A 20,284-nucleotide genomic window follows, 5' to 3' on the forward strand; every position below is an offset into this window, starting at 1 on the left:
AACCCACCCGCAAACCGACCGAGGAGCAGTGCATGAAGATCGCCAAGGTGGACGCCGTACCGCTGTCCTACCGATACAAGGAACTACCGATGCCGCTGGCCACCGGCCAGTCGTACAAGCGTGACGCGGTGATCGTGCGGGTGGAGGACAGCGACGGAGCGGTCGGCTACGGCGAGGCCTACCACGGCAAGGCGCCCACCGCCATCGCAGAGCTGATCAACACCACTCTCGGTGATCTGGTGCGCGGCGAGGACGCCGAACACACCGAGGCGATCTGGGCGAAGGTGTTCCGTCGTCAGGTCCGTGGCGCCGGCACCGGAGCGGCGGCCATGGCCGGACTCGGCGGCATCGACATGGCACTGTGGGATCTGCGGGGCAAGCGGCTCGGGCTGCCGGTGTACCGCCTCCTCGGCGGTGAACGCCGCGCCTTCCGGGCGTACGCCGGCGGCATTCGCCTCGGCTTCCAGCCGCCCGAGCAGCTGGCCGAGGAGGTCGACCGGCTCCGCAAGCTGGGCTACACCGCCGTGAAGATCCGCTTGGGCGACACCTATGCCAATGACGTGGCCCGGCTGCGTCAGGTTCGCGAGGAGGTCGGCGACGACTTCGACATCATGGTCGACATCAACCTCGGCTACAGCTACGACGAGATGTACCGGCTCCTGCCGAAGCTGGGTGACTACCACGTGACCTGGGTCGAGGAACCCTTCTCCCGTACCGACGTCGGCTCCCTGCGCCAGCTTCGCCGCCGCTCGCCGGTCCCGGTGGCCACCGGCGAACACCTGTTCGGCGTGCACGAGTTCCTGCCACTGCTCCAGGCCGAGGCGGTCGACTTCGTGCAGCCCGACCCGAGCAGCGGGGGCGGCGTGACCGAGCTGAAGAAGATCGGCGACCTCGCCCACGCCTTCCACGTACGGATCGCTCCGCACATCAGCAACACCCGGCTCAACCACGCCGCGGTCCTGCACGTCATGTCGGCACTGCCCAACGCCTACATCTACGAGGCCGATGCCACCGACAACCGGTACGCCGACGGACTGTGCACCGCTGCGCTGGACGTCGATGCCGACGGGCTGGTCTGGGCACCGGACCGACCGGGTCTGGGTGTGGAGGTGGACGAGTCCCTCTTCGCCGAGTTCCCGGTGATCGCCGGTTCCCCGCATTTGCAGGACCGGCCGCGGTGACCGCCTCGGGTCCGCCGGACGACCCGAGGCACCACACGTCAACCGCCGGTACGGCGACCCAGGTGCTGCTGGTCTACTCCACCCATTTCGACCTCGATCCGCCCGACGTGGCAGCACTGCGGGACCGCTTTCCGGCGGTGCGGTTCGTCGAACGTGACGCGGCCGAGGTCAACGCCGACGACCTGGCCGCCGCCGAGGTGCTGATCGGCTGGCCCACCGCCGACCTGGGGGCCGCGGCCCGGCTGCGCTGGCTACAACTACCGAGTGTCGGAGTGGACCGGCAGTTGCGCGAGTCCGGCTTTCCCCCGGGCGTGGCGGTCACCAACGCCCGGGGGGTGTTCGCGGTGCCCGCCGCCGAACACGCACTCGCGCTCACCCTGGCGCTACACCGGCAACTCCCGCTGCACGTCCGGCAGATGGCGACCCGCACCTGGCGGCGTAATCCGCGCTGCCGAGAACTGACCGGCTCGACGGTGCTGGTGGTCGGCCTCGGTGACATCGGCGAAGCGGTGGCACGACGCTTCGCCGCGCTGGGCTGCCGGGTCCTCGGTGTCCGCCGTGTCCCGAGCGGCACGACGCCGTCCTTCCTCGCCCAGGTCTGCGGTCCTGAGGCAATGGCGGAACTGGCGAGCGAGGCTGACGTGGTGGTGCTCGCGCTGCCGTCGACCCCGGCGACGAAGCGGGTGTTCGGCCGAACCGAGCTTGCTGCCCTGCACTCCGACGCGGTGCTGGTCAACGTCGGTCGAGGTGACGCCGTCGACGAGGCCGCGCTGATCGAGGCTCTGGCCGCCGGCCGAATCGGCGGTGCCGGGCTGGACGTCACCGAGGTCGAACCGCTGGCACCCGACTCACCGCTGTGGACCTTCGACAACGTCCTGATCACCTCTCACTCGGTCGGGGTCAGCCCGACCCGCAGCCGACGGCGAGCCGAGCTGTTCGCCGACAACCTCGATCGCTTCCTGTCCGGGCGCGCGTTGCGCAATCTGGTCGATCCGGCGAGGGGCTACTGACCGGACAGCGACCGACGGCCCGGAGACCTCGAAGGAGTGCCATGAGCCGGATTCCCCGACCTCGACCTGACGAGATGGACCCCGCCCAGCGGGCACTGCACCGCGAGCTGACCGCCGGTGACCGCGCGTCCAGCCCGGTTCCGGTGGCCGCCCCGGACGGGCGGCTGCTCGGACCGTTCAACGCGATGCTGCTCAATCCCGTACTGGGCGACGCGGTGCAGCGGCTCGGTGCCGCGATCCGGTATCACGGCCGGCTGTCGGACCGGGCCCGGGAAGTCGCCATCCTCACCGTAGCGGCGCACCGGGACTGCGCCTTCGAGCAGACCAGCCACGAGCCGATCGCGCTGGCCGCCGGACTGACCCGCGCGCAACTGGCCGCGATCCGTGCCGGTGCCGAACCTGCCCTGAGTGACGCCCAGGAACGGGCCGTGTACCGCGGCACCCGGCTGCTGCTGACCGGACGCGTCGGTGATCCGGAGTTTCGCGAGCTGGTCGACGCGCTCGGCGCCGACCGGTTGTTCGAACTCAGCACCCTGGTCGGTTACTACGACCTGCTCGCCGTCCAGTTGGACCTGTTCGGGGTGAGCTGAGGTGGGCCTGACCGTCCACCGGGCAGGTCGCCGGCCGGCGGGGTCTCGCTCTGCGGATAGCGTTCAGGCCGGCGGGCGTGTCGGCCGATCAGGTACACCACCGACCGGCAGACGGACGTGGTAGAGCGAGCCACCGGCAGCGATGTAGAGGTCACGCCGGTCCGCTCCGCCCCAGGTCATGTTGTGTGCCTTCTCCGGCACGTGGATGACCCGCAGCGTTCTGCCCGCCGGATCCAGGACGTGGATACCGCCTGGCCCGGTCACCAGGATCTCGCCGTCACGGCTGCAGAGCAGCCCGTCCGGGCGACCGGGACGCCGCGCATCGGACAGGCCGGCGGCGAGTACCGACCAGGGACCAACCGGCACCGGACCCTCCATCCGAACGGAACGGACCTCGGCCCGCTGCGTGTCGGCGACGTAGAGGCGGCCGGCGTCCGGGCTCAGGCAGATACCGTTCGGCTGGGCGAAGTCCGTGGCGAGCAGGTGCAGTCGCCCGTCCGGATCGACGCGGTAGACGCCCTGGAAGTCGAGCTGCTGCTCGCGAGGTACGCCCAGCCGTTCCCGTCGGCCGTAGGTGGGATCGGTGAAGTAGACGTCGCCGTCCGCCCCGACGATCAGGTCGTTGGGAGAGTTGAGTTCCCGACCCTGCCAGTGGCTGGCCACTGTCTCCACCGTGCCGTCGTCGGCCTCCCGGGTCACCCGACTGGTGGCATGCTCACAGGCCAGCAGCCGATGCACGGCATCGAGCGCCAGACCGTTGGCGAGGTTCGTGGGCCGGCGCAGCACCCGTACCCCCCGGTGCGGATGCCACGCCCGTCGCACGTCGTGCAGCAGATCGCTGAAGATCACTTCCCCGGTCGTCGGGTGATACAGCGGGCCCTCCGTGAAGCCGAACCCGGTGGCCAGCAGCCGGGGCCGGGGCGACATCGGTCAGCCGTCCTGACCGGCCGGCGTGTCCAGTGGGGCGACGTCCTGCCAGGCGCCGGACTGCACCGATCGCAGGATCGCGTCGTTGACCGCGACATTCGCCATCGCGTCGGCCACCGGGACGCTGAAGTCGCTGCCGTCGCGCACCGCCCGGACGAAGTGCCCGAACTCGGCGGCGAGGCTGCCGGCGAGCCGTCGGTCGACCTCGGCCGAATAGATGAACTCCGGCGTCGAGGTGCGACCCTCCGCCCAGATGGTGACGCCGCTGCCCTGAGTGTTCAGCTCGATCGTTCCGGCCGTGCCGACCAACTCCATACCGATCTTCAGGCCGGTGGGCATGTGCTCGGCGAGGCTCCAGCCGAAGCAGAGTTGCCCGACCGCTCCGCTGCTGAAACGGACCAGTGCCACGATCGCGTCCTCGGAGTCGACACCGAGGGTGGGCAGGTGTTTGGCGACCCGGGTGGCGCTGACGGCGACGATCCGCTCACCGGTGATCCACTGGATCGCGTCGACCTCGTGCACACCGAGATACCACAGCACCGAGCTGTTGCCCTTGTTGCGCACGCCCACCCGGCTGAAGCTGAGCCGGCTGGCCGAGCCGTGGAGGAACTCACCGAGCGCCCCGGCCAGGACCGCGTCACGCATGGCCAGGTAGCGACCGTCGAACCGGAACAACTGTCCGACCATCAGCCGGGCACCGCCGGCCTGCGCGGCCTCGCGCATCGCCTGCGCCGCCGACAGGCTGTGCGCCATCGGCTTCTCCACCAGCACCGCCCGCCCAGCCCGCAGCAGTGGCTCGGTCACGGTGTGGTGCAGCCGGTCGGGAACCGCCACGGTGAACGCCTCGATACCCGGTTCGGCCAGGGCATCAGCCACGCTGGTCACGTGCCGGCAACCGAACTCGGCGGCCACGGCGGCACCGGTGCTCGGATCGGGATCGACGATCAGGCGAAGGTCGGCCTCGGGGTTCTCGTGCAGGGCTCGGGCGTGTCGGCGGCCGAAGATGCCGGCGCCGACCACGGCGGCCGGCAGCGGAGCGGACTGCGTCATCTGGTGCTCTCCTCGGGTGTGTCCCGCCACGGCGGCGTCGCGGGGGCGGAATCGTGGCGGTGATCGGTCGGCTCGGGAAGCGGAAACTGGTCAAGGTCGGTGGGGGTGAGCCGCAGCCGGCTTGCCCGCTGCGCGCTGTCCACCATGTCCGGGCTGGTGCAGCCGGGAATCACCACGACCGACGGAGCCTGAGCGAGCACCCAGGCCAGGGCGATCTCATGGGGGGTGGCCCCGTGCCGCTCGGCCACCGGAGCCAGTGCGGGCAGCATCGTGGCCAGTTGCGGTGCACGGCGTCGGCCACCGAGCGGCCCCCACGCCAGGAAGGCGATACCGAGGTGGGCGCAGTGCCGCGCGGTCTCCAGTTCCTCCCGGTCGAACAGGGACAGCCGGTTCTGCACCGTGCTGATCGGCGCGATGGGGCGTACCCGCTCCAGCATCTCGATGTCGAAGTTGCTGACCCCGATCTGCTGGATCTTGCCCGCCTGCCGGAGTTCCTCGAGGGCGCCGACCGAGTCCTCGATCGGCACCGCCGGGTCCGGCCGGTGCAACTGGTAGAGAGGAAGGCTGTCCAACCCCAGTCGGGCCAGGCTGTCGTCACAGGCCCGCCGCAGGTACTCCGGGCGGCCGTGCTGGTGCCAGCCACCGTTCGGGCCGCGCCGCAACCCACCCTTGGTGGCCACCGTGACCCGGTCGAACCAGCGCGGGCCGAAGCGACGCATCGCCTCGGCCAGCAGGTGTTCGCCGTACCCGTGGTCGGCGTCGGTGAGGCAGTAGGAGTCCGCGGTGTCCAACAGCGGCACCCCGGTCTCGACGGCGTGCTCCAGGGTGTGCACGGCCTGATCGCGGTCGGGTCGGCCTTCGGCGGCCAAGGGAAGGGTGCCGAGTCCGAGACGGCCGACATTCAGCGTCACGCGGAGCTCCTTCCGTCGAAGTGCTGCTCAGCACGGATGTGAGGGGGGACTTGCGGTTGGACGAAGTATGCTGCATCTTCCATTGGAAGGAAAGTGCTTCTGCCTGACGGAAGGATTGCGATGCTCGTCACGTACCCCACGAATCCCACCGAGATGGCCGGCCTGAGCACGACCGAGCTCCGGGACCGATTCCTGCTGGCCGACCTGTTCGCCCCGGGGGAGGTACGACTGGCGCAGACCAACCACGACCGCCTGATCGTGGGCGGGGCCTGCCCCTCCGGCGGGTCCGTCGACCTGCCCGTCCCCGCCGACCTGCGCGCACAGCACTTCTGTGATCGACGTGAACTGGCCGTGGTCTGCCTGGACGGCACCGGCACGGTCGAGGTCGACGACGAGACGTACACCCTCGCCGCACTCGACGTGCTCTACGTGGGTCAGGGCAGCCGGAACGTGCGATTCGCCGGTACCGCCACCTACTACCTGGCATCAGCACCGGCACACCGCCGCGAGCCCACCCGACTGGCCCGCCGCGACGACGCCGAAGCGCTGCACCTCGGCGCGCCCGCCGAGGCCAACGTGCGGACGATCCGCAAGTACGTGCACTCCGGCGGCCTGGCCTCCAACCAGCTCGTCCTCGGCATCACGGAACTGGCCGAAGGCAGCGTCTGGAACACGATGCCCTGTCACCTGCACGAGCGGCGAACAGAGATCTACCTCTACTTCGGGCTGCCGGAGACGGGCCGCGTCATGCACCTGTGCGGCGAACCTCGGAACAGCCGCAGCCTGATCGTGGCCAACCAGCAAGCGGTGGTCTCGCCACCCTGGTCGATCCACTGCGGCGCCGGCACGAGCGCCTACTCCTTCGTCTGGGCCATGGCCGGCGAGAACACCGACTACACCGACGTGGATGTCGTCGACATGGACGACCTGCGGTGAGCGTCGCCACCACCAGGTCCGGCCGCCCACTCAGCGGCCGGACCGCCCTGGTGACCGGCACCCGGACCGGCATCGGCCGGGCCTGTGCGCTGGCGCTGGCCGACGCCGGAGCCGACCTTGTCTGCTGGGACCGGCAGAGCAACGACGACATCGCGGAGGCGGTGGCCGCCCGCGGTGCCACGGCGGAGACCATCCGGTGCGACCTGACCGACGAGCCCGCCGCCAGCCGCGAGGTCCGACGTCTGCTCGACCGGCGCCGAATCGACATCCTGGTCAACAACTCCGGCACCATCACGCGTGCGCCCGCGATCGACACACCGATGAGCGACTGGCGGCGCGTGCTGAACCTCAACCTCGACGCGGTCTTCGCCCTCACCCAGGCCGTCGGCGGGCAGATGCTCGCGCACGGCGACGGCCGGATCGTCACGATCGCCTCGCTGCTGTCGTTCCAGGGCGGCATCCTGGTGCCCGCCTACGCGGCCAGCAAGCATGCGGTGGTGGGGATGACCCGGGCCCTGGCCAACGAATGGGCCAGCCGTGGCGTCAATGTCAACGCCGTCGCGCCCGGCTACATCGCCACCAACAACACCGCCGCGCTGCGGGCCGACCCGGACCGCGAGGCGACCATCCGATCGCGGATTCCCGCCGGTCGCTGGGGCGCGCCCGAGGACGTCGCCGGACCAGTAGTATTCCTATCCGGCCCGGACTCGCGGTACATCCACGGGCACGTACTGGTCGTCGACGGTGGCTGGATGGGGCGCTGATCGTTGTGGCATCCGAGCCGGCAGGCGAACCTCTCTCCGCGGTCGAGAAGGTCGTCCGGGTCCTCGACGCCCTACCCACGGAACGCCGGGTGTCGAGCATCCGCCAGGTGGCCGGGCTGTCGCTGAGCACCACCCACCGGATCCTGGCGGAACTGATCGCCGTCGGCTGGGTACGCCAGGACCCGGACCGGGGCTACGTCCCCGACAGCGGACTGCTCAGCCTGGCGGGCCGCCTGCTCACCGACGTGGGCCACCCCGAGCGGGTCCGCCGGGCGCTGCAACAACTCGCCGACGCGTCCGGCCTCACCGTCCATCTCGGCGTACGTCAGGGCGACCAGGCGGTCTACACCGAGAAGCTCGACGGACCCGGTGCATACCGGCTGCGTTCCTACATCGGCCAGGCGGTCCATCTGCATTCGACGGCGCTCGGCAAAGCCGTCCTGGCCGGTCTGGACGAGACCGAGGTCGACGCGATCGCCGGACGCACCGGCCTGCCGGCCCTGACCTCGGCAACCATCACCACACCGTCGCGCCTCCGCGAGGCGCTGGACCAGGTGCGGAACCAGGGCTGGGCATACGATGCCGGGGAGAACGAGGAGCACACCCGCTGCCTCGGTGTGGCGGTGCGGGACAACCGTGGCGTACCGGTCGCCGGGGTCAGCGTCGCAGGCCTGGCCCACGACCTCGGTCCCGAGCGTGCGGTCGACCTGGTCGAGCTGGTGGACGGGGCCGCGCGCGAGGTCAGTCGCGCCTTCGGCGCCGTCGTGGGCTGACGACGCCCGAACGGAGCCGGTACACACACACCCGCACGATCCCACCAGAGGCGTCATCACGTCGCCGACCGGCAAGTGCGCCCCTCGGACACCGATCAGGGACGCCGTCGCCCCTGCCGCGCGCCGACCACCAGCAACCCGGCCAGCCCGAGCAGGACGACCACCACGGCGGCGAGGCCCGGACCCCGGTCGACGGTGAACGTGCCGGGTCGCCCTCCGGTGGTGCCCGCCTGCGCGGCGACGGCACCGACGGCGGCGGCGGGGTCGATGACACCCCAGCCGTAGCGGGGATCGGGCGTCCGTTCCTGGCCCAGCTCGGCGCCGTCGACGACGCGGGCGACCACGGCGGCGGCGTCCAGGTCCGGGTGGGCGGAACGGACCAGCGCGACCAGGCCGGCCACGAACGGCACGGCGAAGTCGGTGCCACTGGCCTCGACCTCCCCGCTGCCGCCCAGCCCGACACTGGCCACCGCGACGCCGGGTGCGAGCACGTCGACGGCCCGTTTCGGGTACGGGTACGCCGGTTCGTCGTCCGTGCCGACCGCCCCGACCCGCAGCAGCCCGTCGTACGGGCCGCCGCCGAGCGCGGAGCCGTCCGGCGGGGCGGCGACCACGAGCACCACGTCCGCGTCGGCCGAGAAGCCGAGTAGCGCGGCACGGTGCCCCTCGGTCAGGGTCACCTGCGCCGGCACCATCACCACGTCGGCACCGGCGTCGACCGCCAGCCCGACGGCGCGTACCACGTCGTCACCGGTGGCCCTCCCGTCGTGCAGCGGGATCCGGATCGGGAGGATCACGGCCCGGGGCGCCATCCCGGTGAAGTGGCTACCCGGGCGGGACTGCGCCGCGACGATTCCCGCCAGGGCGGTGCCCCGCCCGAGACAGTCGGTGTCACCCCGGCCGTCGGTGACGTCCACGTCGGCGCCGGGGCGGACCCGCCCGGCGAGCGCCGGCACGGTGGCGTCCACCCCGGAGTCGACCACGGCCACGGTCACCCCGTTGCCGGTGCTCCGCTGCCAGGCGACGCTCGGGGCGAGCCGCAACTGCGCCCACGGCACCGCCATGTCGCTGGTGGTGGCCGCCGACCCGCAACCGTCGCCGGACGCACGACCGCCGGCTCTCGGCGGTGCCGGCGCAGGCGGGGTCGGGACCCGGGTGGGCAGGAGCCCGTGCACCACCCCGTCGCCGTACGCGTCCCAGGGCAGCACGAGCAGCCAGCCGACCCGCAGCACCGTCGGGTCGGTGAGCACGCCTCCGTCCGGCTGGGTCCGGTCCTGGTTGAGCGCGACGATCGACAGGTAGCGGTCACCGCTGCCCAGCAGCCGGGTCGAGATGTCCCACAGCGACTCCGCCGCGCCGCTGTCGGTGCCCCGTACGACGTAGTACTTGACCTGGGACCCGGCCGGATTCGGCACCGGTTCCGCCCGGGCCGGCAACGGGACGCCGAGACACAGCAGCGCGGCGACCAACGGTGCGACGAACCGTCGTGGTGTTCCCAACGATCACACCTCCAGGTCACCGATCGCCCACGTCGACTGCCCCGCCGTCCGGTCGGTGGTCCACCGTGCAAGATACCCGTGTGCACCACAGCCATCGGCCGGTCACCACACTGACACCAACGGGTGAACCTGACCGGCATGGCATGCGTAGTGGGTGCGGCATCCGGGGTGCGACGCGAGCGGTTCACAGTCGGGAAGGGACGGTCGACGATGGGGCTTCGCGGCAGTCGACACCGTACCGGTGGCACGGTGGCCGTGGCCCTGGTGCTCGCCCTACTGACGCTTGCCACCGGCGTCCCGGCCCGTGCCGCCGCACCGACACCGTCGACCTCCGGCTCCACCGAGACCCGGTACTACGTCGTCGGCGTGACCGACCAGGGCACCCCGGAGTTCCTGTACCAGATCGCGGCCCGGACCCTCGGCGACGGCAACCGGTTCCGGGAGATCTTCGAACTCAATCGGGACCGGTTGCAGCCGGACGGTGAGCGGCTCACCGACCCGCTGGTGCTGCGCGAGGGCTGGCTGCTGGAGCTGCCGGCCGACGCCGACGGGCCGGGGGTGACGGTGGGACCGTTGCCGGAGATCACCGGGCCCGCCGCCACCGGCAGCGAGGCACCGGCTGCCGGAGCGCCGCCGAACGCCCCGGACCCCGACGGCATCGGCGGCTTCCTGTTCCGGTTGGCGGCCTTCGGCGTCATGGTGGTGCTGCTCGCGATCGTGCTGTGGATGCTGCGACGCGCACGCGCGGGACCGGACCCGGCCGTCACCGCGTCGGTCGGAGACCAGCCCGCGCCACCGGCTGACCGGGAGAACACCCCGGTGACCGGCGTGCTCGACACCCGGGCACCCGAGCCGCCGACGCCTGCGGTCGAGGACCCGGCTGGCACCGGAGCGCAGTTCCCCGTCCCGGACCGGAGGACCGTGGCCCCGGTGCCCGCTCCCGTCGGCTCGACCACCGAGGTCGGCCCGGACCACGCGAGCACCCCCGAACCCACCGAAGGACCGGACCACCCGGACGTGGCGGACCACCCGGAGGGCCCGGACCCGGCGGACGCCCCGATCGTCGCGTCGAGTTCCCGCGACGGGATCCAGCAGCGGCTCGCCTCCGGCCCGCCGCGACCCGCTGTCCACCCCCGCCCCGACGACCCGACCGGCGGGCATCCCACACTGCGCACCGAACTCGACGACCCCACCACCGCACTGCGGGTGCAACTCGTCGGCGCGGCCGGTCCGTCCGAACCTCCCGCGTACGCCTGGTTGGCCGACGACGAGCAGTTCACCGACGCCCGGGTCCCGGTCCTGCTCGGCCACCGCGACGGGTGGGCCCTCTGGGTCGACCTCGCGCGCACCCCTGACGTCCTGACCGTGACCGGCGACCCGGTCGCCTGCCGACAACGGGCTGTGACGATCGCCGAACAACTGCTGGCGGCAGGCGTGGACGTGGCGGCCGTCGGCGACGCGCTCGGCACCGACCCGCCGCGCGGAGTCCGGTGGCTGGACGAGTTCCCCCTCGACCTGTCCGACCTCGGCCCGGAGGCCGCCGTCGTGTTCAGCGGCGGGCTACGCGGCGCCCGGCTGCGGGCCGCGCGGCGGATGGCGGTGGACAGCGGCGGCAGGGTGGTGCCGGTGCTCTGCGGCAAGGTGCTCCGCGCCCGGTGGTCGATCGTGGACGAAGGGCCGACGCCGACCGCTCCGGTCAGCCCGGCTCAGTCCGACACCGGTACGGCCGACGACACCGGTACGGCCGACGACAACAGCACGGCAGTCGACGGCCCCGGCACGGCCACCCAGCCCTGAGTCGTCGGCCGGAACCTGCGGGTCACCGTCACCCGCGGATAGGCCCGGCTCGGTAGCACCAGAGCGGCCCCGGCAGCCCGTAGTCGCGGAGCCCGGGACCGCACCAACGGCAGGCTGCCCAGCCGATCCGCGGTGGCGGCGACGTCGATCGCCCGCCGCGCCGGCACCCGCAGCTCGACCAGCCAGTGGCCGTCCCGGACCCCGGGCTGCTCCCGGTGCAGGGGCAACCAACCGCCGGGCAGCGCCCGTGCGGCGAAGGGCACCAGCGCATAGCAGCGGCCGACCCGGGCCCGGGGCCAGCGGTCCGCGTCGTTGGGCAGCCCGGCCACCCCGTGCCGGGCCCCGGAACACCGCAACCAGACCGGCGCCGGCTCGTCGAACTCCTGCTCCAACGTGGACACCGAGGCCCGGTCCAGCGAGTACGCGGCGAGCAGCCGGATCCGATCGAGCCGACCGGCCGGCAGCAGGTACGCGTCGGCCTGCGCCAGCAGATGCTGCAGGTCCGCCGGCACGTGCAGGTCGAGCGAGGTGACCCGGACCGCTCCGCCCGGCGCCACCCGGGCCCGGAACAGGTACCCGCGTCGACGCCCGGCGGCGGCCTGCGCCAGGTCGGGACGACCGATCAGGAACAGCTCCGCAGCCGGTACGCCTCCGGCCAGCACCTCGGCGGGCGGCACCGGAGCCGTCACGTACAACTCGACCGGGGCGGTGTTCACCGGCAGGCCGTCGGTCAACCAGCTCACGCCGTACCCGGCGGGCCGTTGCGGATCGGCGGCCAGCACCGGCCGACGGCCCGGCGGTTCGTCGCCCGGCACGTCGGTCGGCGCCATGCCGGTCCGAGGAGCGGCCGTCAGGCCGGCCATGATCACCTCGGTGGTCGGCAGCAGCCGCCCGTCGGCGGTGCTCAGGTAACGCGGTGGCCCGCCGCAGTCGCTGTCCGGCTGATGGTCCTGCCACCGGCCCGGCGCGCCACCGGCGTCCAGCGCCCGCAGGTCACCGGAGTCGGCAAGGATCTCGGCGGTGCCACCGACCGGCGGCGTCCACACCGTCGCCCCACTGGCCTCGGCGAGCGCGACGAGCGCGGCGGCCAGCCGGACCCGTTCGGCCGGATCAGCCGGCCAGGTGAGCCACAGCCGCAGGTCACCGCCGTAGAGCGGCAGGACGGACAGGGCCGCGGCCAGCGCCGGGCCGGTCAGGATCTCCTGGGTGCCCCGGTAGTCGCCGACCAGGAACCCGGCGGACCGGACCGTGACGGCCACGGTGACCAGATCCGGGTCGCCCGGAGCGAGGCGGGCCACCGCCGCCCGCCGGGCGGTGAAGTCGGCCCGGGTGGCCAGCGCCAGCCCACCGGGCAGCGCCAGCGCGACCGTCCCGGTCCGGGCCTGCACGGTCCCGTCGACCAGGTCGAACCAGCCGGGCAGCGACGAATCCAGACCCGGCGGCTGGATCACCATCCAGTCGACCGGGTTGCCGCCGGCCCGCTCCACGGCGACCGCGTCCCGCGGTGCCTCCGGCTCCGTGGGCAGCCACCGGTGCCGGACGTCGGCGCCCGCCGGTGTGATCAGCACGTCCTGCCCGAGCATCGCGGCGACCTCGCGGAACAGGCTCGCCCGGCGCTCCCCGTCGGCGGTCAGCATCCGCACGTCGTCACCGGCGGCCCCCGAGCGGCGTACCAGGTCGGCGATGTCCTTCGCGGTCAGCGCCGGGCCGGCCGACCCGAGCGCCGCCAGCGCGCCGTCCGGTCGCGGCTCCAACCAGACGTCGAACAGTCCCTCCACCCGGCGGTGCCGGGCCACGTCGAGGCGACGGATCTGAGGGGGACCGCCGGACGCCGCGCGCGCGATGGGCCGCATATCGTCCATCTATAGCACCGCCGTACGACCTATGTGGATCACCGGCGACACACGCGATGAACCGGTCCGGCGCGGCGTGCGTAGTGCAGGCGTCGACATGGGGTGGACCCACCCGAGCGGAGGAGGCTGTCGGTGACGACACAGCGGCGTCTGTGGATCCGATGGTGGTGCGGTCTGCTCGTGCTGGCCGTCGTCGCGTCGCTGGCCACAGCGCGTCCGGCGGACGCCGCCCCGGTGGAGACCTACGCCAAGTACTACGTCGTCACCTCGTCCTACCAGGGCGAGCCGGAGCGACTGTCGGTGATCACACAGCGGTTCCTGGGCACCACGGCACGGACCACCGACGTCCTGCACCTCAACGCCGGCCGGGTGCAACCCGACGGCGGCCGGCTCACCGACCCGGACACGCTGCGTCCGGGCTGGATCATCGTGCTGCCCTGGGACGCCTACGGCGAGGGAGTCCGCTACGGCATGCTCTCCGCCGTCGGCGCGCCCACCCCGACGCCGGGCCCCCGACCGTCGACCGACCCGACCCCGAGGCAGTCCCCGGCGCCCGACACCGGCCGCTGCGCGGTCGCGGCCGGTCCGCAGACCGGCTCGGACTGGGCCCGGCAGGAACTGGCCGCCGAGCAGGCGTGGGCACTCACCGAGGGCAGCGGCGTCCTGGTCGCGGTGGTCGACTCCGGAGTGGACGGCAGCCGACCCGCGCTCGGCGGGCGGGTCACCACCGGGGTCGACATCGTCGCCGGCAACGAACGCGGCGACGTCGACTGTCTCGGCTCCGGCACCGCGATGGCCGGCATCATCGCCGCCCGGGCCGACGGAACCGAGACCGGCGGCGGCATCGCCCCCGCCTCGGCCGTGCTGCCCGTGCGGGTGGTGACGACGACCCCACAGGCGCGGGCCGCCGACGTGGCCACCGGCATCGAGGTCGCCGTCTCCGCCGGCAGCACCGTGGTGGCGCTCGGCGGATACGTCGACCCGGCCACCCCGGAGGTGGCCGCGGCTATCCGCGCCGCGCTCGCGCACGACGTGGTCGTCGTGGCCGGCGCCGCGACGACCACCGACCCCGCGACCGGGCCCGACGACGCGGACGGTCTGCTGCGGGTCGCCGGCGTCGGGGCCGACGGCCAGCTGGCCGCCGACTACCGCAGCGGTGCGGTGGACCTGGTCGCCCCCGCCATCGACATCGCCACCCTCGTCGCCGGCAGGGACGGGACGCGGGCCGGCAGCGGCACCCAGTACGCGGTCGCGTTCGTCGCAGGAGCCGCCGCGCTGGTCCGGGCGGCGCTGCCCAACCTCGACGCCGCAGCGGTGGCCCACCGGCTGCGGGTCACCGCGAACCCGGCCGCCTCGCGGGTACCGGACCCGCTGACCGGCTTCGGCATGGTCGACGCCGGCGCGGCCGTGACCGCGAGGCTGTCCGAGGAGGAACGGCACGACGAACTCGCCACCCTCGGCGACGACGCGTCCCCCGGACCGGCGGCGGTGGCCGCGCTGGTGGTGCTCCTGCTGGCCGCGGCGGCCGGAGGTCTCGCCTGGTGGTCACGACGGTTCCGCGACCGGCCCGGCGGCACGATCCCCGACGACGTGCCGAGCCACGACCACCAGCACCGGCACGACGATGATCTGCCGGCCCGACCGCCGGCCGACCGGATCGGCTGAGAGGAGACGGCGGTGCCCGTCGGACGTACGGTCTCCCGAGCTGCGCTCGGCTTCTGTGTCGCGGTCACGGCGCTGGTCGTACCGGCGGCCCCCGCCCACTCCCGACAGAACGAACCGCCGGCCCTGCCGACGGTGACCGACGGGTGCGTCGGCGCGTCACCGGTCACCGTCACGGGGATGCCGTGGGCGGTGGCCCGGCTGGGACCGTCGGCGGCCTGGCCACTGACCCGGGGGGCCGGGGTGACCGTGGCGGTGGTCGACAGCGGGGTCAGCGCCACCGCGCCGGCACTTCGTGGAGCCGTGTCGGCTGGTCGGGACGTGACCGACGGTGCCCGCGCCGACCGGGACTGCCTCGGCCGGGGCACCACGCTGGCCGGGATCGTCGCCGCCCGCCCGGTCAGCGGCACCGCAGTCGTCGGGATCGCCCCGGCGGCGACGGTGCTGCCGATCCGGATCATCGGTCGCGACGGGCGGGTGCCGCCGACCGGGCTCGCCGACGGGATCCGGGCCGCCACCACCCTCGGTGCCGACGTGATCCTCGTGGGCACCGGCCGTCCCGGCACCGACGACCGGCTCGCCTCGGCGGTCGCCGAGGCCGTGGCCCGCGACATCGTCGTGGTCGCCGCCGTCAACGACCGGGCTACACCGTCGTCGGCCACCTCGCCACCGGCCTGGTATCCGGCCGCGTTCGCGCAGGTGCTGGCCGTCGGCGGGATCGACCCGGACGGCGTCCCGACCGAGGACAGCGCACCGTCGGCCGGCGTCGACCTGGTGGCGCCCGCCACCGGCGCGGTCAGCGTCGCACCCACCGGTACCGGCCACTACCGGGTCGGTGGTCCCGCCGTCGCCGCCGCGTACGTCGCCGGAACCGCCGCGCTGGTGCGGTCGTACCACCCGGAGCTGACCCAGGCGCAGGTCCGCGACCGGCTGCGGCTGACCGCCGAACCACCGTCGGTGCCGGGCGACCCCCGGCTGGGCGCCGGCACCGTCGACCCGTACGCGGCGGTCACCGTGATCGACCCGACGCTGACCGGCACCCCGACCCGCGAACCGGTCCCGGCGGCCGTCCTGGCACCCGTCCCGGCGGCGGATCCGGCGGTCCGCCGCGCCGCCGTGGCGACCACCCTCCTGCTCCTGTCGACCGCCGTGGCACTGCTCTCGATCGCGGTCCTGCGGCGTGGCCGACGCCGCCGCTGGGATCCGCGCTGACCGCAGGTCATCCGGCGACGCCGGCCACCGCCCCGGCCGACGGCGACAGCTCCGGCGGCGGCGTCCACCCGGTCTGGATCAGTCGATGCCCCCGGCGGGTGCACAGCAGCGCGCGCCCCGGCGGCAGGATGCGCGGCTTGGTGTTGCCGAGCAGCGGCCCCTCCGACGGCGGACAGGACAGCGCCAGGTCGGGACTGTTCGTCTCCTGTAGCCGACGGATCAGCGGGTCCATCGACATCCGCATCACCCCGGCCGCACCCCGCGTCAGGACCAGGTGGAAGCCGATGTCGGTGCCCTGCGGCAGGAACGGGATCAGCGGGGCCAGCGGACTGTCGTGGCCGGCCAGCAGGTCGTAGTCGTCGACGAGGACGAACAGCCGGGGCCCGGTCCACCAGTCCCGGCGACGCAGTTGCTCCGGCGTGACGTCGGTGCCCGGCATCCGGCTGCGCAGCCCCTCGACCGCACTGGCCACGGTCTCCTTCGTGGCCCCCGGGGACACCGAGTACCCGAGCCGGTACGGCGCGGGGACGGAGTCGAACAGCCGCCGACGGTAGTCCACCACCATGATCCGGGCCTCCTTCGGCGTGAACCGCCGGGTCACCCCGTCGACCAGCAGGCGCAGCAGACTGGTCTTGCCGCTCTCCGTGTCGCCCAGGGCGGTCAGGTGCGGCACCTCCTCGAAGTTGTGCCAGACCGGCTGCATCCGCTCCTCGTCGATGCCGAGGGCCACCCGCAGGTCGCCGTCCGGCGGCGGCAGCTCGGTGGCCGGCAGCAGGGCCGGCAGCGTACGCACCGGCGGCGCGGGCGGCCCGGCCCAGAAGTCCCGCACCGACGCGGTCAGGTCCCGGGCCCCCTCGGCCACGCTGTCCGCGTCACCGCAACCGTCGATGCGCGGGAGCCCGCCGAGGAAGTGCATCTTCTGTGCCGTCAGCCCCCGACCGGGCAGGTGCGGCACCGTGGCTGCCAGTCGCAGGTCGATGGCGGAGTCGACGGCGTCACCGAGACGCAGTTCCAGCCGGGTGCCGAGCTGGTCCCGCATGCCGTGGTGCACCTCGGACCAGCGGGCGGCGGTGAGCAGCACGTGCACCCCGAAGTTGAGCCCCCGCGCGACGATCTGCCGGATGGCGGTGTCCGCGGCCTCGAACTCCTGCCGCAACGTGAACCAACCGTCGACCACCAGGAACACGTCACCGTACGGGTCGTCGGTGATCGTGCCGTCGGCCCGCGCCCGCCGGTAGGTGGCCATCGAGTCGACGCCGAGACTGCCGAAACGTCGCTCCCGCTCGGTGACCAGGGCACCGATCTCGGCGACGATGCGGCTCACCCGGTCGATCTCCAGCCGCCCGGCGACGCTGCCCACGTGCGGCAGGTCGGCGATCGTCGACAGGGTGCCCCCGCCGAAGTCCAGACAGTAGAACTGCACCTGCGCCGGGCTGTGGGTCAACGCCAACCCGCAGATCAACGTACGCAGCAGTGTGCTCTTGCCGCTCTGCGGACCTCCGGCGATGCCCACGTGCCCACCGATGCCGGCCAGGTCCACCACCATCAGCTCACGGACCTGCTCGAACGGCTTGTCCACGAACCCCACCGGCACCGCCAGGCGACCGGCGCCGGGCCAGTCCGCGGCCCGCAGCCCGGCCTGCGGATCCGGGGCCAGCGCCGGCAGCAACTGGTCCAGCGTCGGCGCGGCGGACAGCGGCGGCAGCCACACCTGATGCGCCGGCGGCCCCTGGTCGACGAGCTGGGACACGACGACCGACAACACACTCGGCGCCGTCACGTCGGCCTCGCCCGGTGGCACCTCCGCCGGTGTCCGGGGCGCCTGCGTCGGGGTGCGGTACGGCACGTGCTCCAACAGATACGGCACCAACTGCCGCTGCACCACGTCCTGCCGCGACCGGACGGCCCTGGGCCGGTGCGCACCGGAGACGTACGCGGCCTTGAACCGGATCAGCGTCGACACGTCGGTCCGCAGATAACCGTTGCCGGGCTGACTGGGCAACTCGTGCGCGTCCGGCACACCGATCACCGACCGCGACTCCATCGACGAGAACGTCCGCAGCCCGATCCGGTACGACAGGTGCGACTCCAACTGGGCGATCCGACCGTCGTCGAGGCGCTGACTGGCCAACAGCAGATGCACCGCGAGCGACCGTCCCAGCCGACCGATCATGACGAACAGGTCGATGAAGTCACGGTGCGCGGCGAGCAGTTCACTGAACTCGTCGACCACGACGAACAACGTGGGCAACGGATCCAGCGGAGCGCCCTGAGCGCGGGCACGTTCGTAGTCCAGCGCCGAACTGTAGCCACCGGCCTGCCGCAGCAGCTCCTGCCGGCGGACCAGCTCCCCGTGCAACGCGTCGCGCATCCGGCTCACCAGCGCCGCCTCGTCGGCCAGGTTGGTGATCACCGCCGAGGTGTGCGGCAGCCGGTCCAGCCCCAGGAACGTGGCACCGCCCTTGAAGTCCACCAGGATCAGGTTCAGCGTCTCACTGGAGTGTGTCGCCGCGAGCGCCAGCACGAGGGTACGCAGCAGCTCGCTCTTGCCCGAGCCGGTCGCCCCGATCAGCATGCCGTGCGGACCCATCCCGCCCAGCGCCGACTCCTTGATGTCCAACTCCACCGGCGCACCGTCGGAGTCCACCCCGATCGGCACCCGCAGCCGGTCCGTCGCCGACCGGGGCGCCCAGGCGACGTCGAGATCGAGCCGGCTCAGGTCGGCGACCCCGAGCAGCGCCCCCAGGTCGAGGTCGGAGTCGAGCGCCTCGGCGACCGGCTCGGTGGCGACCCCGAGCCGGTACGGCGACAGGATCCGCGCCACCGCCCGGGCCCGGGCGACACTGAGCCGGTCGGCGCGGGCCAACGGCGACCGTTTCTCCCGACCGACCGCGTCGTGCCGCACCATCTCCAACCGGTCCTCGACCAGGTCGAGCCAGAGCAGATGCCGGGGCGTACTGGCCGGCGCGGTGCCGATGCCGACCAGCACCGCGTTGCGGTAACCGCCGGAGGCCATCCGGGCCCCGGTCGGGATCCGCCCACCGTCACAGACGACCAGCACGTACGGCTCGTCGCGACTCGGCGTGGCACCCTGCTCGTAGCGCGGCCGGGCGAGGAACCCCTCACCGAGCAGCCGCTCCACCCCCTCGATGCTCTCCGCGACCAGCCGCGTGGCCCCGGCCGCGTCCTGCTCGACCGGATGCTGGACGTGCGGTAGCCACTTGGCCCACTCCCAGGCGGCGGCACCCTCACCACCCAGACACAGCGCGAGCACCACCTCCTCGGGCGCGTGCAGGGTCACCAACTGGGTGATCATCGCGCGTAGCACCGCACGGACACCGTCGGCGTCACCGGTGAACCGGATCAGCGCGAAACCGCGCAGGAACACGGCGACCGGCTGGTCCTCGAGCGTGCTGTACGCCTTGATGAAGCGGCGCAGCGACTTCGCCGCCAACGGCTCCAGATCCTCGATCGGCTTGGTCTGCAACGGCACGATCGGGGTGGCCAAGCGCGCGCGGCCGGTGCCCAGCCGAACCTCCAGGAAGTCCGGATGGCTGGCCCGCCGCTCCCACCGCCGCGACGTCATCGCCACCGACCACAGCGCACCCGGGTCGGGGTGCCGCCAGGCGCCCGCGTCGCGCTGCTGCGCCACGGTACGTCGTACCCGGCGGCGGTTCTGCGCCAGGTAGCGCAGATAGTCGCGGCGGTCGCCGCCGAGCCGACGCTTGCGCTCACCGCCGGAACTCATCATCAGGCCGATCAGCATCCCGCCCATCGCGACCACCATCAGACCGATCATCACCCAGGTCATCGCGCCCCGGCCGCCACCGACGAACATGAGCATCATGACGCCGGACATCACCATCATCGGCATGATCGTCATGACCTGACGCAGCCCACCGGACTGCGTCTCGGGCAGTTCGGGCGGCTCCTGGAGACTGATCTCACCCGCCGGCATCTCCGGGCCGTTACGCCGCGCCGGTCGCCGGAACACCACTGTGGTCACGGTCCGCCCTCCTGTCCCCGCTGCGGGCCGCCCGACCGACCGCCCGCGCGCTCCTACTACGCACCGATCCGGGCGACGGGTCAGAAAAAATTCCGCACCTGCGTTGAACCGCC

Annotated in this window: 15 protein-coding genes; 9 read left to right on the forward strand and 6 right to left on the reverse strand. The window is 72.9% G+C overall.

Annotation, left to right across the window (positions count from 1 at the left end; genetic code table 11):
- Nucleotides 1–32: 32 nt before the first annotated feature.
- Genes ACIBMZ_RS16130 through ACIBMZ_RS16140 form a run of 3 tightly spaced genes read left to right on the forward strand, consistent with a single transcriptional unit; the run spans nucleotide 33 to nucleotide 2,781 of the window.
- Nucleotides 33–1,181, forward strand: a complete 1,149-nt coding sequence (locus ACIBMZ_RS16130; RefSeq protein ID WP_396694368.1) for a mandelate racemase/muconate lactonizing enzyme family protein — start codon at nucleotides 33–35, stop codon at nucleotides 1,179–1,181.
- Nucleotides 1,178–2,191, forward strand: a complete 1,014-nt coding sequence (locus ACIBMZ_RS16135) for a D-2-hydroxyacid dehydrogenase (RefSeq protein ID WP_396694370.1) — start codon at nucleotides 1,178–1,180, stop codon at nucleotides 2,189–2,191. The genes ACIBMZ_RS16130 and ACIBMZ_RS16135 overlap by 4 nt, the downstream gene beginning before the upstream one ends.
- 41 nt (nucleotides 2,192–2,232) lie before the next feature.
- Entirely contained in the window at nucleotides 2,233–2,781 is a 549-nt protein-coding gene (locus ACIBMZ_RS16140) for a carboxymuconolactone decarboxylase family protein (protein WP_396694372.1), read from the forward strand.
- 63 nt (nucleotides 2,782–2,844) lie between these two features.
- Here ACIBMZ_RS16140 and ACIBMZ_RS16145 read toward each other — a convergent pair whose 3' ends face one another.
- The 3 genes from ACIBMZ_RS16145 to ACIBMZ_RS16155 are packed head-to-tail and all read right to left on the reverse strand — an operon-like array spanning nucleotide 2,845 to nucleotide 5,669.
- Entirely contained in the window at nucleotides 2,845–3,708 is an 864-nt protein-coding gene (locus tag ACIBMZ_RS16145) for an SMP-30/gluconolactonase/LRE family protein (RefSeq protein WP_396694374.1), read from the reverse strand.
- A gap of 3 nt (nucleotides 3,709–3,711) precedes the next feature.
- Nucleotides 3,712–4,758, reverse strand: a complete 1,047-nt coding sequence (locus ACIBMZ_RS16150) for a Gfo/Idh/MocA family protein (RefSeq protein WP_396694376.1) — start codon at nucleotides 4,756–4,758, stop codon at nucleotides 3,712–3,714.
- A complete protein-coding gene (locus tag ACIBMZ_RS16155; protein WP_396694378.1) occupies nucleotides 4,755–5,669 on the reverse strand; it encodes an aldo/keto reductase in 915 nt (304 codons plus the stop codon). Before ACIBMZ_RS16155 ends, ACIBMZ_RS16150 begins: the two co-directional genes overlap by 4 nt.
- A 120-nt stretch (nucleotides 5,670–5,789) precedes the next feature.
- Between ACIBMZ_RS16155 and kduI the strand changes: the two genes are divergently transcribed.
- The 3 genes from kduI to ACIBMZ_RS16170 are packed head-to-tail and all read left to right on the forward strand — an operon-like array spanning nucleotide 5,790 to nucleotide 8,142.
- Nucleotides 5,790–6,605, forward strand: coding sequence for a 5-dehydro-4-deoxy-D-glucuronate isomerase (kduI, locus tag ACIBMZ_RS16160; protein WP_396694380.1), 816 nt, complete (start codon nucleotides 5,790–5,792; stop codon nucleotides 6,603–6,605).
- A complete protein-coding gene (locus tag ACIBMZ_RS16165) occupies nucleotides 6,602–7,369 on the forward strand; it encodes an SDR family oxidoreductase (protein ID WP_396694382.1) in 768 nt (255 codons plus the stop codon). Before kduI ends, ACIBMZ_RS16165 begins: the two co-directional genes overlap by 4 nt.
- A gap of 5 nt (nucleotides 7,370–7,374) precedes the next feature.
- Nucleotides 7,375–8,142, forward strand: coding sequence for an IclR family transcriptional regulator (locus tag ACIBMZ_RS16170; protein ID WP_396694384.1), 768 nt, complete (start codon nucleotides 7,375–7,377; stop codon nucleotides 8,140–8,142).
- A gap of 95 nt (nucleotides 8,143–8,237) precedes the next feature.
- Here the strand turns inward: ACIBMZ_RS16170 and ACIBMZ_RS16175 are convergent, their stop codons facing one another.
- Nucleotides 8,238–9,641, reverse strand: a complete 1,404-nt coding sequence (locus ACIBMZ_RS16175) for a S8 family serine peptidase (protein WP_396694386.1) — start codon at nucleotides 9,639–9,641, stop codon at nucleotides 8,238–8,240.
- Between the two features lie 210 nt (nucleotides 9,642–9,851).
- Here ACIBMZ_RS16175 and ACIBMZ_RS16180 point away from each other — a divergent pair, with 210 nt between their 5' ends.
- On the forward strand, nucleotides 9,852–11,438 hold the full coding sequence (locus ACIBMZ_RS16180; RefSeq protein WP_396694388.1) for a hypothetical protein: 1,587 nt from the start codon (nucleotides 9,852–9,854) through the stop codon (nucleotides 11,436–11,438).
- On the opposite strand, the gene ACIBMZ_RS16185 is transcribed toward ACIBMZ_RS16180, so the two are convergent.
- On the reverse strand, nucleotides 11,348–13,300 hold the full coding sequence (locus tag ACIBMZ_RS16185; RefSeq protein WP_396694390.1) for a hypothetical protein: 1,953 nt from the start codon (nucleotides 13,298–13,300) through the stop codon (nucleotides 11,348–11,350). The two genes, ACIBMZ_RS16180 and ACIBMZ_RS16185, sit on opposite strands and share 91 nt — an antisense overlap.
- Nucleotides 13,301–13,423: 123 nt before the next feature.
- Here ACIBMZ_RS16185 and ACIBMZ_RS16190 point away from each other — a divergent pair, with 123 nt between their 5' ends.
- Together ACIBMZ_RS16190 and ACIBMZ_RS16195 are read left to right on the forward strand one after the other, a co-directional pair.
- Nucleotides 13,424–14,956 carry a S8 family serine peptidase gene (locus tag ACIBMZ_RS16190; RefSeq protein ID WP_396694391.1) on the forward strand — a complete coding sequence of 511 codons (1,533 nt, stop codon included), beginning with the start codon at nucleotides 13,424–13,426 and terminating at the stop codon, nucleotides 14,954–14,956.
- Nucleotides 14,957–14,968: 12 nt separating this feature from the next.
- Complete coding sequence (locus ACIBMZ_RS16195; RefSeq protein WP_396694393.1) at nucleotides 14,969–16,165, forward strand: S8 family serine peptidase; 1,197 nt, start codon at nucleotides 14,969–14,971, stop codon at nucleotides 16,163–16,165.
- 7 nt (nucleotides 16,166–16,172) lie between these two features.
- Here the strand turns inward: ACIBMZ_RS16195 and eccCa are convergent, their stop codons facing one another.
- Nucleotides 16,173–20,171 carry a type VII secretion protein EccCa gene (eccCa, locus tag ACIBMZ_RS16200; RefSeq protein WP_396694395.1) on the reverse strand — a complete coding sequence of 1,333 codons (3,999 nt, stop codon included), beginning with the start codon at nucleotides 20,169–20,171 and terminating at the stop codon, nucleotides 16,173–16,175.
- Nucleotides 20,172–20,284 lie beyond the last annotated feature (113 nt).

This window comes from Micromonospora sp. NPDC049900 (assembly GCF_044461025.1).
In the GTDB taxonomy this organism is placed as follows: domain Bacteria; phylum Actinomycetota; class Actinomycetes; order Mycobacteriales; family Micromonosporaceae; genus Micromonospora.

What these genes read in the sequence shown, in the direction of transcription:
- ACIBMZ_RS16130 (WP_396694368.1), top strand. Translation starts at nt 33, where the DNA reads ATGAAGATCGCCAAGGTGGACGCCGTACCGCTGTCCTACCGATACAAG.
- ACIBMZ_RS16140 (WP_396694372.1), top strand. Translation starts at nt 2,233, where the DNA reads ATGAGCCGGATTCCCCGACCTCGACCTGACGAGATGGACCCCGCCCAG.
- ACIBMZ_RS16145 (WP_396694374.1), bottom strand. Translation starts at nt 3,708, where the DNA reads ATGTCGCCCCGGCCCCGGCTGCTGGCCACCGGGTTCGGCTTCACGGAG.
- ACIBMZ_RS16150 (WP_396694376.1), bottom strand. Translation starts at nt 4,758, where the DNA reads ATGACGCAGTCCGCTCCGCTGCCGGCCGCCGTGGTCGGCGCCGGCATC.
- kduI (WP_396694380.1), top strand. Translation starts at nt 5,790, where the DNA reads ATGCTCGTCACGTACCCCACGAATCCCACCGAGATGGCCGGCCTGAGC.
- ACIBMZ_RS16180 (WP_396694388.1), top strand. Translation starts at nt 9,852, where the DNA reads ATGGGGCTTCGCGGCAGTCGACACCGTACCGGTGGCACGGTGGCCGTG.
- ACIBMZ_RS16185 (WP_396694390.1), bottom strand. Translation starts at nt 13,300, where the DNA reads ATGGACGATATGCGGCCCATCGCGCGCGCGGCGTCCGGCGGTCCCCCT.